At 56.4% G+C, this 15729-nt stretch carries 14 protein-coding genes; 11 read left to right on the top strand and 3 right to left on the bottom strand.

The genetic code is table 11. The features are described from left to right. Positions 1 to 19: 19 nt before the first annotated feature. The 3 genes from LJA86_RS06375 to LJA86_RS06365 all read left to right on the top strand — a co-directional run bounded on the left by LJA86_RS06375 (position 20) and on the right by LJA86_RS06365 (position 3206). The gene (locus LJA86_RS06375; RefSeq protein ID WP_048223106.1) at positions 20 to 1099 is read left to right on the top strand and encodes an HlyD family secretion protein; all 1080 of its coding nucleotides are present in this window, start codon (positions 20 to 22) and stop codon (positions 1097 to 1099) included. Continuing rightward, entirely contained in the window at positions 1099 to 2478 is a 1380-nt protein-coding gene (locus tag LJA86_RS06370; RefSeq protein ID WP_229225832.1) for an efflux transporter outer membrane subunit, read from the top strand. Before LJA86_RS06375 ends, LJA86_RS06370 begins: the two co-directional genes overlap by 1 nt. A gap of 68 nt (positions 2479 to 2546) precedes the next feature. Continuing rightward, on the top strand, positions 2547 to 3206 hold the full coding sequence (locus LJA86_RS06365; RefSeq protein ID WP_111966712.1) for an O-methyltransferase: 660 nt from the start codon (positions 2547 to 2549) through the stop codon (positions 3204 to 3206). A gap of 81 nt (positions 3207 to 3287) precedes the next feature. Here the strand turns inward: LJA86_RS06365 and hrpA are convergent, their stop codons facing one another. Then, entirely contained in the window at positions 3288 to 7190 is a 3903-nt protein-coding gene (gene hrpA / locus LJA86_RS06360) for an ATP-dependent RNA helicase HrpA (protein WP_048223098.1), read from the bottom strand. 205 nt (positions 7191 to 7395) lie between these two features. Between hrpA and azoR the strand changes: the two genes are divergently transcribed. Both azoR and LJA86_RS06350 read left to right on the top strand, forming a co-directional pair. Then, entirely contained in the window at positions 7396 to 8001 is a 606-nt protein-coding gene (gene azoR / locus LJA86_RS06355; RefSeq protein ID WP_008502313.1) for an FMN-dependent NADH-azoreductase, read from the top strand. An 89-nt stretch (positions 8002 to 8090) separates the two neighbouring features. Next, positions 8091 to 8777 (top strand): RluA family pseudouridine synthase, encoded by a 687-nt coding sequence (locus LJA86_RS06350; RefSeq protein ID WP_229225831.1) that lies wholly within the window; start codon positions 8091 to 8093, stop codon positions 8775 to 8777. A gap of 7 nt (positions 8778 to 8784) precedes the next feature. Here the strand turns inward: LJA86_RS06350 and LJA86_RS06345 are convergent, their stop codons facing one another. Next, positions 8785 to 9324 carry a DUF2058 domain-containing protein gene (locus LJA86_RS06345; RefSeq protein WP_229225830.1) on the bottom strand — a complete coding sequence of 180 codons (540 nt, stop codon included), beginning with the start codon at positions 9322 to 9324 and terminating at the stop codon, positions 8785 to 8787. 389 nt (positions 9325 to 9713) lie between these two features. On the opposite strand from LJA86_RS06345, the gene LJA86_RS06340 reads away from it, so the two are divergent. The 4 genes from LJA86_RS06340 to LJA86_RS06325 all read left to right on the top strand — a co-directional run bounded on the left by LJA86_RS06340 (position 9714) and on the right by LJA86_RS06325 (position 13763). Further along, entirely contained in the window at positions 9714 to 10829 is a 1116-nt protein-coding gene (locus LJA86_RS06340; protein WP_229225829.1) for a DUF6883 domain-containing protein, read from the top strand. A 10-nt stretch (positions 10830 to 10839) separates the two neighbouring features. Then, positions 10840 to 11523, top strand: a complete 684-nt coding sequence (locus LJA86_RS06335; protein WP_229225828.1) for a YrhA family protein — start codon at positions 10840 to 10842, stop codon at positions 11521 to 11523. 213 nt (positions 11524 to 11736) lie between these two features. Further along, complete coding sequence (locus tag LJA86_RS06330) at positions 11737 to 12711, top strand: DUF1852 domain-containing protein (RefSeq protein ID WP_069598249.1); 975 nt, start codon at positions 11737 to 11739, stop codon at positions 12709 to 12711. A gap of 23 nt (positions 12712 to 12734) precedes the next feature. Further along, a complete protein-coding gene (locus LJA86_RS06325) occupies positions 12735 to 13763 on the top strand; it encodes a methionine synthase (RefSeq protein WP_229225827.1) in 1029 nt (342 codons plus the stop codon). 5 nt (positions 13764 to 13768) lie between these two features. Here the strand turns inward: LJA86_RS06325 and LJA86_RS06320 are convergent, their stop codons facing one another. Next, positions 13769 to 14701, bottom strand: a complete 933-nt coding sequence (locus LJA86_RS06320; protein WP_045910476.1) for a LysR family transcriptional regulator — start codon at positions 14699 to 14701, stop codon at positions 13769 to 13771. 95 nt (positions 14702 to 14796) lie between these two features. On the opposite strand from LJA86_RS06320, the gene LJA86_RS06315 reads away from it, so the two are divergent. Together LJA86_RS06315 and LJA86_RS06310 are read left to right on the top strand one after the other, a co-directional pair. Beyond that, positions 14797 to 15231: a DMT family transporter gene (locus tag LJA86_RS06315; RefSeq protein WP_045910475.1), complete on the top strand. Its 435-nt coding sequence runs from the start codon at positions 14797 to 14799 to the stop codon at positions 15229 to 15231. A gap of 3 nt (positions 15232 to 15234) precedes the next feature. Further along, on the top strand, positions 15235 to 15693 hold the full coding sequence (locus LJA86_RS06310) for a DMT family transporter (RefSeq protein WP_229225826.1): 459 nt from the start codon (positions 15235 to 15237) through the stop codon (positions 15691 to 15693). The last annotated feature ends 36 nt before the right edge of the window (positions 15694 to 15729 follow it).

Below are 15729 nucleotides of genomic sequence, written 5' to 3'. Positions count from 1 at the left end.
AAAGAGTTCTGGAGAGTTTATGAGTCAGCAGGATGCCGCCAAAGAGCAGGCCAACACCCGCAAAAATGTGCGCATTGTTTCCGTTTTCACCGCCGCAGCCATCGGTATCGTCGGCGTACTGGTGATCCTTTATGCGTGGCAACTGCCGCCGTTCACCCGTCACGCGCAGTTTACCGATAACGCCTACGTGCGCGGCCAGACGACGTTTATCAGCCCGCAGGTGAACGGCTATATCACCGAGGTGAAGGTTCAGGACTTTGTGCAGGTCAAAAAAGGTGACCTGCTGCTGCAGATTGATGACCGTATCTACCGTCAGCGCGTGCACCAGGCCGAGGCGCAGCTGGCGATGAAAATTGCCGCCCTGAATAACAACCTGCAGCAGCGTAAAAGCGCCGAAGCAACGATCGCAAAAAATGACGCGGCGCTGAAAAATGCCCGCGCGCAGAGCCTGAAAAGCCAGGCGGATTTAAAGCGGGTGAAAGAGCTGACGTCTGACGGCTCGCTTTCCATTCGCGAGCGCGACGCGGCGCTGGCCAGTGCCGCTCAGGGTAGCGCCGACATCGACCAGGCGAAAGCTGCCCTTGAGATGTCGCGTCAGGATCTGCAGACGGTGATTGTGAACCGCGGTGCGCTGGAGGCGGATGTCGAAAACGCCAAAGCGGCGCTGGAGCTGGCGCAGATTGACCTGCAAAACACCCGCATTGTGGCGCCGCGTGACGGTCAGCTCGGCCAGATCGCCGTGCGTCTCGGGGCCTACGTGACCGCCGGGACGCACCTCACCACCCTGGTGCCGCCGCAGCACTGGGTCATCGCCAACATTAAAGAAACCCAGCTCGCGGAGCTGCGCGTCGGTCAGCCGGTGAAATTCACCGTTGATGCCCTGAACAACAAAGCGTATCAGGGACGCGTGGAGAGCATCTCCCCGGCAACCGGCGTGGAGTTCAGCGCCATCACGCCGGACAACGCCACAGGCAACTTTGTCAAAATAGCCCAGCGTATTCCGGTGCGCATTGAGGTGCTCGGTAAGCCAGAAGACTCCGCGCTGCTGCGTCCGGGTATGTCGGTACAGGTGACCATTGATACGCGGGAGGCGAAGTAATGATCCTTCGCCCGATAGCCGTGCTGGTGGCGGCGGTCATGCTGGCCGGATGCCAGTCCGTTGACGTCAAGCCAGCGCAGCCGACGCTGCACATCCCCACCCAGTGGCGCACCGTCTCCGGCCCTGCCAGCCCGACGGAGCAGCTCTGGTGGCGTAATTTCCATGACAACCACCTGAACCGCTATGTGGACCAGGCGCTACAGCATAACAGCGACGTGCTGATCGCCCGCGAACGAATTAACGAGTATCAGGCGCGGGTCTATGCGGCCGACGGTAGCCTGTTTCCCTCGCTTGATGCAGGCGTAACCGGGACGCGCGCCCGTTCACAATCCGCCGCGACCGGGCTGCCGGTTTACGGCACGCTGTACAGAGGGAGCCTGACGGCGAGCTATGACGTGGATATCTGGGGCGTCAACCGCAGCACCTCGCGCGCTGCCGAAGCCTCGCTGGCAGCGCAAAAAGCCGCCGCCGCGGCCGCGGATTTGACCGTTGCCTCGTCCGTTGCATCCGGCTACGTCACCCTGCTCTCGCTTGACGAACAGCTGCGCGTGACCGAATCCACGCTGAAATCGCGCGAAGAGGCGTTTAATCTTGCGAAGCGTCAGTTTGAGACGGGCTACAGCTCGCGCCTGGAGCTGATGCAGTCGGATTCCGAGCTTCGCTCAACACGGGCGCAGGTGCCCGTGCTGCAGCACCAGATTGCACAGCAGGAGAATGCCCTGAGCCTGCTGCTGGGAAGCAACCCCGGCGACGTGGCGCGCAGCGCAAGCTTCGCGGCACTGACGCCGCTGACGCTGCCGTCGCAGCTGCCTTCTGCGCTCCTGAACCGCCGCCCGGATATCGTCCAGGCCGAACGCCAGCTGGTGGCGGCGGATGCCTCGCTCGCGGCGTCGCGCGCCAGCCTGCTGCCGTCGATCAACCTGACCGCCAGCGGATCGTTTCAGGATCGCACCCTATCCGGCCTGCTGGACAACCCGCTTCAGCTCTGGAGCGTCGGGGGCAGTATTCTCGCCCCGCTGCTGAACCGCCAGGCGCTGAATGCGCAGGTGGACATTTCCCAGTCCCAGCGTAACCAGGCGTTGTACGCCTATGAAAAAACCGTGCGTAACGCGTTTGCCGAAGTGAACAACAGCCTTGATGCGATAAGTCGCTATCAGGAACAGCTGACGGAGCTGCTTGCCCAGCAGGATGTGGCGCAGGAGACGCTGCGCATTGCGCAGAATCGCTATCGCAACGGTTATTCCTCCTATCTTGACGTGCTGGACGCGCAGCGCACGCTGTTCTCGGTCCAGACCAGCGTCGTGCAGGTGAAAAATAACCTGCTGCTGGCGCAGATTGATTTGTATAAAGCGCTGGGCGGCGGCTGGGTCAGTGCCTGAAACATTTCACCCCGTAGGCCGGGTAAGGCGTAGCCGCCACCCGGCAATCCCTCCCAAGGAGTCAATCTATGCAACAACAGTGGTCTGCAGTAGATAATTACATGATTTCTTCGCTTATTCCTGACGATGACGTACTGAGCCAGGTTCTGGAAAACAACAAGCGCGCCGGGCTACCCGAACACGATGTCGCCGCCAATCAGGGGCAGCTGCTGGCACTGTTCGTGCGCATGACGCAGGCAAGACGCATTCTTGAGATTGGGACGCTGGGTGCCTACAGCTCAATCTGGATGGCGCGTGCGCTGCCGCCGGACGGTAAGCTGATTACGCTTGAGGCCGATCCAACGCATGCCGGGGTTGCCCGCCAGAATATTCACCTCGCGGGGCTAGACGAACGTATTGAATTAATTGAAGGCCCGGCCCTGAGCTCGCTGGAGAATTTCGGTGAGGTTCCGCCGTTCGACCTGATCTTTATTGATGCCGATAAGCCAAACAATCCCGGCTATCTGGAATGGGCGCTGCACTACTCCCGCCCCGGCACGGTAATTATCGGCGATAACGTGGTGCGTGACGGCGAGGTAATCAACGGGGAAAGCGACGATGCGCGCGTGCTGGGCGTGCGGCGTTTTATTGAGATGATGGGGGATAACCCGCGCTTAACCGCCACCGCGTTGCAAACGGTGGGGATTAAGGGTTGGGATGGGTTTACGCTGGCGATTGTAGAACGATAACCAGCCGGGTGGCGGCTACGCCTTACCCGGCCTACCCGTTCTCCCGTAGACCCGGTAAGCGCAGCGCCACCGGGCAAGGGTTTAACCGGAAATCTGCTCCATCGCCTGCAGAATACGCTTATCCGAAATCGGATACGGCGTACCGAGCTGCTGGGCAAAGAAGCTGACGCGCAGCTCCTCGATCATCCAGCGGATCGCCTGCACGTCTTCATCGTCGCGGCGCGCTGGCGGCAGCTTGTTCAGCCATTGCTGCCACGCCTGCTGCACGCTCTCCACTTTCAGCATCTGCGCACGGTCGCGGTGCGGGTCGATAGCCATTTTCTCCAGCCGTTTTTCAATCGCCTGCAGATAGCGCAGCGTATCGCCAAGACGATTGAAGCCGTTGCCGGTAACAAAGCCGCGGTAAACCAGCCCCGCCATCTGCGCCTTCACGTCAGACAGCCCCAGCGCCATGGTCATATCCACGCGCCCTTTCAGACGCTTGTTGATATTGAACACGGTGGTGAGGATCTGCTCGACCTGTTTGGCAATCTCCACCACGGTGTCGTTCAGCTCCGCACGCACCTTCTCGTGAAGCTGAGCAAAGCCCTCTTCCGTCCAGACCGGGCCGCCCGCCTCGTGGATCAGTTTGTCCACGCCGCAGGAGATGCAGTCGTCAATCAGATCCAGCACTTTGCCGTACGGGTTAAAGTAGAGCCCCAGCTTGGCCTTGTTCGGCAGCTTCTCGTGCAGATACTTGATCGGCGACGGGATGTTGAGCAACAGCAGGCGACGCAGCCCGCGCCACATCATCTGCTGCTGTTCCTGCGGGTTATCAAACAGTTTGATCGCCACGCTGTCGCGCTCGTCCACCAGCGCAGGCCAGGCTTTCACCTTATAGTTACCGCGCTTTTGCTCGTAGCTTTCCGGAAGCTGGCCAAAGCTCCAGATGTGCAGCCCGCTCTGCTCGATGCCGTCGTCGGCCACCGCAGACAGCGTCTCCTGGACTTTGCCTTTCAGCGCCTCTTTCAGCTCGCTCAGGGAACGCCCTTCCAGCAGCTTTTTATTTTTATCGTCCACCACGCGGAAGCTGATTTTCAGGTGATCGGGCACCTGATCCCAGTTCCAGTCGTCGCGGTCGATGGTCGTTCCGGTCATGCGGCGGAACTCACGCTCCAGCGCGTCCAGCAGCGGCAGCTCCAGCGGTGTGACGCGGCCTAAAAACGCTTCCGCGTAGTTTGGCGCAGGCACAAAGTTGCGGCGAACCGGTTTCGGCAGGGATTTGATCAGCGCAATCACCAGCTCGCGACGCAGGCCGGGGATTTGCCACTCGAACCCGCTCTCGTCAACCTGGTTTAACAGCGGCAGCGGAATGTGGACGGTCACGCCGTCCGCGTCTGCCCCCGGCTCAAACTGATAGGTCAGACGCAGCTTGAGGTTGCCCTGATGCCAGAAGTTCGGGTAGTCGAGCTTGCTGACCGACTCCGCGCCCTCTTTAATCAGCATGCTCTTTTCAAAGTTGAGCAGGTCCGGCGTCTCTTTGCTGGCCTTCTTCCACCAGCTGTCGAAATGGCGAGCGGAGATGACGTCGTGGCTGATGCGCTGGTCATAAAACTCGAACAGCGCTTCATCATCCACCAGAATGTCGCGGCGGCGCGATTTATGCTCCAGCTCTTCCACTTCAGCACGCAGCTTCAGGTTTTCACGGAAGAAGGCGTGGCGCGTCTGCCAGTCGCCCTCCACCAGCGCGTGGCGGATAAACAGCTCGCGGCACAGGGCCGGATCGATCTGACTGTAGTTGACCTTACGCGCGGCGACGACCGGCAGGCCATAAACGGTCACTTTTTCGGTCGCCATCACCGCGCCCTGCGCGCGCTCCCAGTGCGGTTCACTGTACGAGCGCTTAAGCAGATGCTGCGCCACCGGCTCCACCCATTCTGGATCGATACGCGCGGCAATGCGTCCCCACAGGCGGCTGGTTTCCACCAGCTCCGCGACCATGGTCCACTTTGGCGGCTTCTTGAACAGGCCGGAACCGGGGAAGATAGAGAAACGCGCATTACGTGCGCCGGTATACTCCTGCTTCTCGGCATCCTTCATCCCAATGTGGGACAGCAGGCCGGTCAGCAGCGCGATATGGATTTCGCGGTACTCCGCTGGTTCGCTGTTGACCGGAATACCCAGCTCTTTCACCACCTGGCGCAGCTGGGTGTAGATATCCTGCCACTCGCGCACGCGCAGGTAGTTGAGGAAATCTACGCGGCACTGGCGGCGAAACTGATTCGAGGAGAGCGCCTTCTGCTGCTCGCCGAGGTAGTTCCACAGGTTCACAAAGGCGAGGAAATCGGACTCTTTGTCGTGGAAGCGGCGGTGCTTTTCGTCTGACGCCTGCTGTTTGTCCATCGGACGCTCGCGCGGATCCTGAATGGAGAGCGCCGAGGTAATGATCATCGCCTCGCGCACGCAGCCGTGCTTTTGCGCTTCCAGCACCATGCGTGCCAAACGCGGGTCGACCGGCAGCTGGCTGAGCTGGCGACCCAGCGGCGTCAGTTTGTAGACCGTCGCCTGCTCGTCGGTGGTGATCGCCCCGAGCTCTTCCAGCAGACGCACGCCGTCCTGGATGTTGCGTTTATCCGGCGCTTCGACGAACGGAAACGCCGCGATGTCGCCCAGCCCCAGGGCGGTCATCTGCAGGATAACGGACGCCAGGTTGGTGCGCAGAATTTCCGGGTCGGTAAATTCCGGACGCGACAGGAAATCGTCTTCGGAATAGAGACGAATACAGATCCCTTCCGACACGCGGCCACAGCGGCCCTTACGCTGGTTAGCAGACGCCTGCGAAACGGGCTCAATCGGCAGCCGCTGAACCTTGGTACGGTAGCTGTAGCGGCTGATGCGCGCCGTACCCGGATCGATCACATATTTAATGCCCGGCACGGTGAGCGAGGTTTCCGCCACGTTGGTCGCCAGGACGATGCGGCGTCCGCTGTGCGGCTGGAAGACGCGGTTCTGTTCGCTATTGGACAGGCGGGCGTACAGCGGCAGGATCTCGGTGTGGCGCAGGTCGCGCTTACTGAGCGCATCGGCGGTATCGCGGATTTCGCGTTCGCCGCTCATGAAGATCAGAATGTCGCCCGCGCTTTCGTTACCCAGCTCGTCAACGGCATCGAAGATGGCCTGCAGCTGGTCGCGCTCGGTATCATCCGCCTCTTCCACAATCGGGCGATAGCGCACTTCCACGGGATACGTGCGACCTGACACCTCGATAATCGGCGCATTGTTGAAGTGCTTCGAGAAGCGCTCCGGATCAATGGTCGCGGAGGTGATGATCACTTTCAGATCCGGGCGACGCGGCAGCAGTTCTTTCAGGTAGCCGAGCAGGAAGTCGATGTTCAGGCTGCGCTCGTGCGCTTCGTCAATGATGATGGTGTCATACTGCATCAGCAGGCGATCCTGCTGGATTTCCGCCAGCAGAATACCGTCGGTCATCAGTTTGACCATGGTGTTGTCGCTAACGTGATCGCTGAAACGGACCTTGTAGCCGATGCAGCCGCCCGGCTCCGTCTGCAGCTCTTCGGCAATACGGTTGGCAACGGTGCGCGCCGCCAGACGACGCGGCTGGGTGTGGCCAATCAGGCCTTTGATCCCGCGTCCCAGCTCCATACAGATTTTCGGCAGTTGGGTGGTTTTCCCCGAACCGGTTTCACCCGCGACAATCACCACCTGGTGGTCGCGGACGGCCTCAAGAATGTCCTGTTTCTTCTGGCTGACGGGCAGGTTTTCCGGGTAGGTAATCGCCGGGCGCGCAGCTTCGCGCAGCACAACCTTCCCTGCTGCCTGTTCAATCTCTTTCGCCATCTCCTGGTAAATGGCCTGTTGTGCATCAGGATTTTTAACCTTCTTGACGCCGTGCAAACGGCGGGCGAAGCGCTGTTTGTCGCGCAGCGTCAGAGAATCGAGCTGTTGCAGGAGCATCGGGAAGGTGAATTTTTGTTGTTCTGTCATAGCGTTAAAGGGCAGTACACGCCCTGATAAACTCTCTTTTTAATGATTGCTATAGAGTACCACACTGACGCCTTTCGCGCCTTATTCAAAAAATTCGAACATAGGCTTCGATATATTGCGCTATCTCTGTGGCAGGATTGTGAATAGAGTGTCAACAAGCAACGGGGCACCCCCCTTCAATCAAATGCAACAACAGGAATCACCCATGAGCAAAGTATTAGTTTTGAAATCCAGCATTCTGGCAGGGTACTCTCAGTCTGGTCAGCTGTCTGATTACTTCGTTGAACAGTGGCGTGAACAGCATTCTGCTGACGAAATCACCGTGCGTGACCTGGCTGCAAACCCAATTCCTGTGCTGGATGGCGAGCTGGTTGGCGCGCTGCGCCCAAGCGATGCACCGCTGTCCCCACGCCAGCAGGAAGCCCTGGCCCTGTCCGACGAGCTGATTGCTGAGCTGCAGGCACATGACGTTATCGTCATCAACGCCCCAATGTACAACTTCAACATCCCAACCCAGCTGAAGAACTACTTCGACCTGGTGGCGCGCGCTGGCGTAACCTTCCGTTACACCGAGAACGGCCCGGAAGGTCTGGTGAAAGGCAAGCGTGCGATCGTACTGACCAGCCGTGGCGGTATCCATAAAGACACCCCAACCGACCTGGTTGCACCGTACCTGAGCCTGTTCCTGGGCTTCATCGGCATCACTGACGTGAACTTCGTGTTCGCGGAAGGTATCGCTTACGGTCCTGAAGTGGCGACCAAAGCGCAGACCGACGCGAAAGCCGCCATCGACAGCCTGGTTGCAGCGTAAGACTTCACCCTCTCACCGCCCGGTGGGAGGGTTTTTCTTTTCCCCGCATTTCGCTATCATCCGCTCCCACTCTCCAGCCGGGCGGCCTGATGTCTGCGATCATTGATTCTTTTATTGCTCCACCGTGTCACGATGACATTCGGATCCTCTGGCAGGATGAACATCTGCTGCTGATCGATAAGCCTTCCGGCCTGCTCAGCCTCTCGGGCAAAAATCCGCAAAACCTTGATTCCGTCCATTATCGTCTGGTTCAGACGTTCCCGGGCTGCACGCTGGTGCACCGTCTGGATTTTGGCACGTCCGGGTTGATGGTGGTTGCGCGCAATAAGGCCATCAACGCGGCACTGTGCCAGCAGTTTAGCCAGCGCAACGTGGAGAAAGTCTACTGCGCCTTGCTTTGCGGCCACGTGGAAAATGATGAAGGGGTCATTGATGCGCCGATTGCCAAAGACCCGGCGCTGTTCCCGCTGATGTCGATCTGCGCCATCACCGGTAAACCCGCCCGCTCCCGCTACCAGGTTGTGGAACGGTTTTATCAGAGGGCGGGATTACCGTTAACGCGGGTGAAACTGATCCCAGAGACCGGGCGAACCCATCAGCTGCGTATTCACTGCCAGCAGCTGGGACACCCGATTCTGGGGTGCGATCTGTATGGCGGTCTTGACGTGCCGGGTGCTGAGGAAACGCCCCGGCTGATGCTGCATGCCTGCGAGCTGAATTTTATTCATCCCGTGAGCGGCGAGCCGGTTAACGCCCGTCACGCCGCCCCGTTCTGAACGCGGTTTACCACATCAAATCGTCAGGGATTTTGAAGTCCGCGTACGGATCGTCTTCGTCCTGCTCTTCCTGGCTGAGCGCGCTATTTAACACGATGCTGTCGGCATCGCGCTGGGCAATTTTATCGGCCACTACCGCCGGGATAATCGCGTATTCGCAGTCGCCGCTGGCGTTAATCACCAGACGCGCAATCGCCAGACGGCCGTTGATCAGCTGGGTCTGCGTTTGCTTATCGACTTCAATCTTTTTAATCAGCGTACCGTCGGTAAAGTTAAAGGTGATGTTGCCTTTCGCCACGGTGATGCGGTTCATCTCAATCAGCTGCTTCACCTGCGCCTTAAACTCTTTCGCCAGTACGGCCTGCTTCTGCTGCTCGCTCAGCAGCTTATCACGCTCGATCTGCGCCTTCTTGTTCTCTTCTACCGCTTCCCGAGCCTCACGCGCCTGAACGCGTGATTTTTTTGCCGTACGCTGCACTTTCGCCGCTTTCTTGCTGCTGACGAGGCCCGCTTTCAGCATCTGCTCTTGTAAGGTGAGTTTTGTCATGATTGTTTCTAAACCGGTTGGAAATTTTGGGGATTATAGCGGGAATTGCGGAGCGTGTGCCAGAGAAGTAGGCATGGCGATTTGCTGCCGGAGTCTGGTTCATTCCTCATGCAGCTTCTACGAATGGTAATGCGTGAATAGTGGTTAAAAATTACCAGGTCATTTTCTTAAAAAATGAGCCGTTCATAAATATGATGTGTGGTTTATATCTGTACCCACTACAGGCGTTGGTATATTCATAGCGCATTTCAGGAGACTGTAATTTACATTTTTTGTCTGGCTTCTATTCATGATCAGCACTGAATTGTTAAATATTCACTGTGTTCTCGGTTGATTTTTAAACTGTCGAGGCGGAGAATCCCCACAAAAATAAAGGATAAGGATTTCATATGTTTCGACTCTACAGGTCACATGAATTAACACGGCGATTAGACCCTGAAGATTTTCAATATATTCTGACGCCTGCGGGCTCGCTGAGAGAGGCATGTATTTATTACGATCTCTCTTATGGAGCGAACGGTCACAGTCTTACTTTTGGTCTCCCCAAGAAAAAATATAGCGTATCCCCACATCAAAGACCGTATGAACGCAGGTATCGCAGCGACGCAGATCCCATTTATGACGAAGTAAAGCACGAGCTGAAAATTGGTTGGCTTGTTGGTGTGGATACCTCCAGGCGCTGGAGCAGCGACCGGAACCCGTTTTATATCGACAATAACGGCGAGCTAATTTTTACCCCTACTTCCTCATCGTGGCATGCATGGTATAAGGACGAAATCCTGAGTGCCTACCGGCACGTTATTGCCGATCGGCAAGGCAGGAAGCCCGCTCCTACTCAACGGATGCATTATGATTATTACGCGCCAACCACTGCACCGTCGGAGAAAACGCTGAACAATAAAGTTGTTGGTCGTCTGCTCGCCGCGGGTGGTATTTATAACGGCAATATTACAGGGTTTCATGAAACCGCGCTGCAGCTTGGCGGAGATGCTCCAGCAGGTTATGAGCAAGTCATGAACAACAAAGGGTTAATCATTGCGAGCGCCTCCGTTGCAGCAGGATTAACAATGGGCAGGTTAAATCCTTTAAGCGAAATAGATGAAATATCGGGGTTCAGTAAAATACCAGCACTTGAGAGCCCATATGTAAAAGGTTTCACCTCTCAGAGCGGCACACTAGTGAATGCTGAACACGCGGTTGTCGACCCGAAAAAACTCGCGGCTTATGCTTTAGATTCAACACATCCTACTGGAGGACACAAAGCCCGAGTGTTTGAGTCAGCGCTGGGATACAACCCAACTAATGCAGATGTTTTAGCCGCAAGAATTCAGGACGGCGTATTATTGGCCCCAGCAAAAGTTTTGCAGGCAAATAGTTACGGTCAAACAATGGCTGTCGAAATGCCCATTTTAGGCGTCAACGGTGAAACAGCGATCGTGCGTACTGGCTGGATGTATGAAACAGACGCGTTAGTTCCTCGCCTGACAACCCTATTCGTTAAATGAGAAAATACAAATGAAAAGAGCCGAATTAGACGTTGTGGTTTTAGGAGAGGATTTACCGAATGAAGGGCTGGTAAAAGGGACTATTGGTACGATTGTTATGGTGTTCAATACCCCGACGCTGGCCTATCTTGTCGAGTTTTGCGACGAAGAAGGAAGAACAATAGCAATGCCTGCTTTGCTTCCCGCTCAGTTGAAGAGTTATTACACCCCAAATATCCTTAAAACATTGCTGGTTGACAATAATTTCCCCGTAGCCAACCCAGTAGATCCATACGTAATAGCAGATTTGATGCGCAACGCCGCCCCTGCTGAATGGGATGCTCAGAGGAGAACAATTTACGAGGATATCCAACGCCTGATGGTTAACCGGCTGGACTACTCTGGTATGTTCGAAATCATGGATGGACTTGAGTATAACGGTTTGACGCTGTACAGCCTGGCGCAGGCGAAAAACGGTGAACCCGTATGGTCGAATATCTACATTCGAAACGTTGAAATACGTGACAACGACATCTATGTTGATCCAAACCTTACTGACAAGGTACTTATTGGTGAAGATGCTATGTCCGTGTTTGCCTACAACTTCAAAGATGACTGTTTCGAGATCCGTGATAAGGCATCGACCGAATTTGCCATTGAATCACATGTTAACTTCAGCGAATTGTTGTCCGCGCTGATTGATACATTGAACTGAAATCCGCAACATCCATTGCTGGTTGTAATTGCAACCAGCCTATTTCTTCCCAGCGCCGCCCTAACAATCACGAAGCAGATAACCATCGCAGTCCGTTCATGAACTTCCCTCATGTTGCATTGAAATTAAGTCACTTCCCCTGCGCCACGGGCTCAGGCATAAATTATGCATTGGTAACTTCTTAGCAACATGAACTTAGGATGCATAACCACAATGAGCAAAGCTTTCACATATACCCTTAAGCGCAGTTGCTTCGATGAGAATTACAACCCGTCAGAAAATACGCGTACGACCACCAACTTCGCCAACCTGGCGCGCGGGGAAAAGCGTCAGGAGAACCTGCGCAATACGCTGGTGATGATCAACAACCGCTTTAACGCTTTAGCACGCTGGGATAACCCAAACGCCGATCGCTATGCGGTTGAGCTTGAAATCATCTCTGTCGATTTGAATATTGGCGCGGAAAAGCCGTTCCCGGCTATTGAGATACTGCAAACCACCATTGTCGACAAGAAAAACAACCAGCGTATCCCTGGCATCGTCGGGAATAACTTCTCGTCTTACGTGCGGGATTATGATTTCAGCGTGCTGCTGCTGGATCACAACAAGAACCAGCAGCACTTCAGCATTCCGGAAAAGTTTGGCGAGCTGCACGGCAATATCTTCCGCCATTTTGTGAGTTCACCGGAATACAAAGAGAACTTCACAAAAGGACCGGTGATTTGCCTGAGCGTCTCCAGCAAAGACACCTATCGCCGCACCGGTAACCAGCACCCCGTACTGGGCGTTGAGTATCAGCCGGATGGCGAATCGCTCACGGAACAGTACTTCGCGAAGATGGGCCTGAGCGTGCGCTACTTCATGCCGGAACACAGCGTGGCGCCGTTCGCGTTCTTCTTTACCGGGGATTTACTGAGCGACTACACCGATCTTGAACTGATCGCCACCATCAGCACGATGGAGACGTTCCAGAAGATCTATCGCCCGGAAATTTATAACGCCAACTCGGCGGCCGGACTGTGCTACCGACCGGATCTGAACCAGCAGGATCACTCATTAACCAAAATTGTGTATGACCGGGAAGAGCGAAGCCGTCTGGCGATTGAACAGGGTCGATTTACCGAAGAGTACTTCATTAAGCCTTACAAACACATTCTTGAGCAGTGGTCTGATAACTACACGCTTTAATACATCAAAAAAGGTCTTTTATTATGAAAACATTGCTCCCGACTTCAACGGCTGGCAGCCTGCCAAAGCCGACCTGGCTTGCGCAACCTGAAACGCTATGGTCACCCTGGAAATTGCAGGATCAGGAACTGCTGGCGGGCAAGCAGGATGCGCTGCGCCTGTCTCTGGATGAGCAGATCCGGGCGGGAATCGATATCGTCAGCGACGGGGAACAGACCCGCCAGCATTTCGTCACCACCTTTATTGAACACCTGAGCGGCGTCGATTTTGAGAACCGCCAGACGGTGCGCATTCGTAACCGCTATGACGCGAGCGTGCCAACCGTGGTCTCCGCCGTCGCGCGCCAGAAACCGGTCTTCGTCGACGATGCAAAGTACCTGCGCCAGCTCACGGACAAGCCGATCAAATGGGCTCTGCCGGGGCCAATGACTATGATCGACACCCTGTACGACGCGCACTATAAAAGCCGCGAAAAGCTGGCCTGGGAATTCGCCAAAATCCTCAATCAGGAAGCGCGAGAGCTAGAGGCCGCAGGCGTGGATATTATCCAGTTCGATGAACCGGCGTTTAACGTCTTTTTTGATGAGGTCAACGACTGGGGCATCGCCGCGCTGGAGCGCGCCATTGAAGGGCTGAAGTGCGAGACCGCGGTCCATATCTGCTACGGCTACGGCATCAAGGCCAATACTGACTGGAAAAAGACGCTCGGATCCGAGTGGCGCCAGTACGAAGAGGCCTTCCCTAAGCTGCAGACCTCTAACATCGACATCATCTCCCTGGAGTGCCACAACTCCCGCGTGCCGATGGATCTGCTTGAGCTGATCCGCGGCAAGAAAGTGATGGTTGGCGCGATTGACGTAGCAACCAACACAGTTGAAACGCCGGAGGAAGTGGCCGATACGCTGCGTAAAGCGCTGCAGTTTGTTGACGTCGACAAGCTGTATCCGTCGACCAACTGCGGCATGGCTCCCCTCTCCCGTCAGGTGGCTAACGGCAAGCTGAGAGCACTCAGCGCTGGCGCAGAGATTATCCGCAAAGAGCTTGGCGCGTAATCCCCTTACCTTTGCCAGTAAAGCGGCGTGCCAAAACGCTCGACGTAATAATCAATTACCGCCCTGACGTTCAGGGGCGGATGTCGGGCATCGGGGTAGATCGCCGCGATCGCCTGCTGTTCCGTATTGATGGCACACTCCAGCGTGGGCAGGAGCGGAATCAGCTCACCGCGCTGGAGCGGCTCGCTCACCAGCCAGTCCGGAAACAGCACGATCCCCATCCCACCCCGCGCCGCAGCCAGCAGCGCTTCCGCATTATTCGAGGTCATCAATGGCGTCACGGGATAGTGTATCCACGCCTCGCCCGCTCTGCGCAACAGCCAGCGGTTAGGCCCTGACGATCCGCGATAGACAAGACAGTGATGGCGATTCAGATCGTCCGGCCCTTCAGGCGCACCGTGTCTACGCACGTAATCTGGCGACGCGGCCAGATGATACACCTGCTGCCCGAACACCCGCGCCCGAAACGAGGAGTCCGTCAGCACGCCAATGCGGAAGATAAGGTCTGCCGCATCCCGGTGGGGGTCAATGAAATCATCGGTCAGCGTCAGCTCTACGCTCAGGCGAGGATAGCGTTCCGACAGGCCGGGAAGTCCTGGGGCTATGTGCTTCTGGCCGAAAAACACCGGTCCGTTAATGCGGATCGCACCGGACGGTTCCATCGCACGCGCGTCCAGCTCCCGGCGCGCCTCTTCCAGGTTTTCCGCCATTGACCGGGCGTAGCGAATAAACAGATGACCGCTTTCCGTGGGAATGACGGCCCGCGTATTGCGATAGAAAAGCTGCTGCCCGAGCGCATCCTCAAGCTGGTGGATCACGCGCGATATCTGCGAGGCCGATATCCCCTGCCGCCGCGCCACGACGGAGAAGTTCTGCGCTTCATACACGTCGATAAAGATCAGCAGCGCGCGGATGTTGATGTTGCTGGCGTCAACCATTAATGCATATCTCGCAAAGGTGTTTACTGCATTATGGCATTTTTCTCATTGGACAACCCACGTAATCTTCTTCGCCTGAAAACGGAGGAAGAAGAATGCAGTTTGTTTTGATTTTACTGGTTATTGCTGGCGGGATGGGCCTATCCGTCGAGGCGGGCCTGCTGGGACCGCTGGGGGGAAAGGTCGGGGATTTATGGGCGACGTTCAGCATTTTTGGCGTCGGCGCCGCGCTAACGTTTCTGCTGATGCTGTTTTTCAGCCCGCGCAACAGCCCGTCGTTTTTCGCACAGCCCGGCTGGCAGCTGCTCGGCGGCGTGCTCGGTCCGGTATACGTGGTCATCCTAACCGTGGCGACACCCACCATCGGCATCGCCATGACCATGATTGGCATTCTGGCCGGCCAGGTCTTTAAAAGCCTGATCATTGATCATTATGGTCTGCTGGGTTCGCCGCACAGGAAGATAAACGCAAAGCGCATTATCGCACTGGGGTTCATTATTGCGGCACTGGTTCTGGTCGCGCAGGGGTAACGTATGACACTGATTATGATTCTTCTGGCCGTCTGCGGCGGCGCAACGCTAAGCATTCAGGCCGCCATTAACGGCCAGCTCGGCAGCAGCGTGGGGGTATTTAAAAGTGCGTTTCTGACCTTCTCCGTCGGCGCGCTGGTGACCGCCCTGCTGATTTTCTTCTTTGAGCCTAAGCAGGCCGTCAGCCTGCTGGACGTGCCGAAATGGCAGCTTCTCGGGGCAATGTTTGGCGTGCCTTATATTGTGATTATGGTCGTGGCGGTGCAGCGCATCGGCACCGCCGTCGCCACGGTGGCGGTCATCTTTGGCCAGCTCGCCATGAGCATGTTGATTGATCACTTTGGCTGGCTGGGTAATCCCGCCATTCCCTTTTCAACGAGTCGTCTGGGGGCGGTAGTCTGCCTGGGGATTGCGCTTGTCTTTATTTACTCGGGTAGTAAAACCCGCACCGACAGGACATGAGATCGCATCTTTCGGACTGAGGGCTCCCCAGAAAAT

The sequence above is a fragment of the Enterobacter sp. TCD1-1 genome (assembly GCF_020567405.1).
Lineage (GTDB): Bacteria > Pseudomonadota > Gammaproteobacteria > Enterobacterales > Enterobacteriaceae > Enterobacter > Enterobacter quasiroggenkampii.
Note: the sequence above shows the minus strand (reverse complement) of the source record. Positions and strands in the feature narration are given on the sequence as shown.

Excerpts from the sequence above, each read along its gene's own strand:
- LJA86_RS06375 (WP_048223106.1), top strand. The coding sequence starts at position 20 with ATGAGTCAGCAGGATGCCGCCAAAGAGCAGGCCAACACCCGCAAAAAT.
- LJA86_RS06370 (WP_229225832.1), top strand. The coding sequence starts at position 1,099 with ATGATCCTTCGCCCGATAGCCGTGCTGGTGGCGGCGGTCATGCTGGCC.
- LJA86_RS06365 (WP_111966712.1), top strand. The coding sequence starts at position 2,547 with ATGCAACAACAGTGGTCTGCAGTAGATAATTACATGATTTCTTCGCTT.
- hrpA (WP_048223098.1), bottom strand. The coding sequence starts at position 7,190 with ATGACAGAACAACAAAAATTCACCTTCCCGATGCTCCTGCAACAGCTC.
- azoR (WP_008502313.1), top strand. The coding sequence starts at position 7,396 with ATGAGCAAAGTATTAGTTTTGAAATCCAGCATTCTGGCAGGGTACTCT.
- LJA86_RS06350 (WP_229225831.1), top strand. The coding sequence starts at position 8,091 with ATGTCTGCGATCATTGATTCTTTTATTGCTCCACCGTGTCACGATGAC.
- LJA86_RS06345 (WP_229225830.1), bottom strand. The coding sequence starts at position 9,324 with ATGACAAAACTCACCTTACAAGAGCAGATGCTGAAAGCGGGCCTCGTC.
- LJA86_RS06340 (WP_229225829.1), top strand. The coding sequence starts at position 9,714 with ATGTTTCGACTCTACAGGTCACATGAATTAACACGGCGATTAGACCCT.
- LJA86_RS06335 (WP_229225828.1), top strand. The coding sequence starts at position 10,840 with ATGAAAAGAGCCGAATTAGACGTTGTGGTTTTAGGAGAGGATTTACCG.
- LJA86_RS06330 (WP_069598249.1), top strand. The coding sequence starts at position 11,737 with ATGAGCAAAGCTTTCACATATACCCTTAAGCGCAGTTGCTTCGATGAG.
- LJA86_RS06325 (WP_229225827.1), top strand. The coding sequence starts at position 12,735 with ATGAAAACATTGCTCCCGACTTCAACGGCTGGCAGCCTGCCAAAGCCG.
- LJA86_RS06320 (WP_045910476.1), bottom strand. The coding sequence starts at position 14,701 with ATGGTTGACGCCAGCAACATCAACATCCGCGCGCTGCTGATCTTTATC.
- LJA86_RS06315 (WP_045910475.1), top strand. The coding sequence starts at position 14,797 with ATGCAGTTTGTTTTGATTTTACTGGTTATTGCTGGCGGGATGGGCCTA.
- LJA86_RS06310 (WP_229225826.1), top strand. The coding sequence starts at position 15,235 with ATGACACTGATTATGATTCTTCTGGCCGTCTGCGGCGGCGCAACGCTA.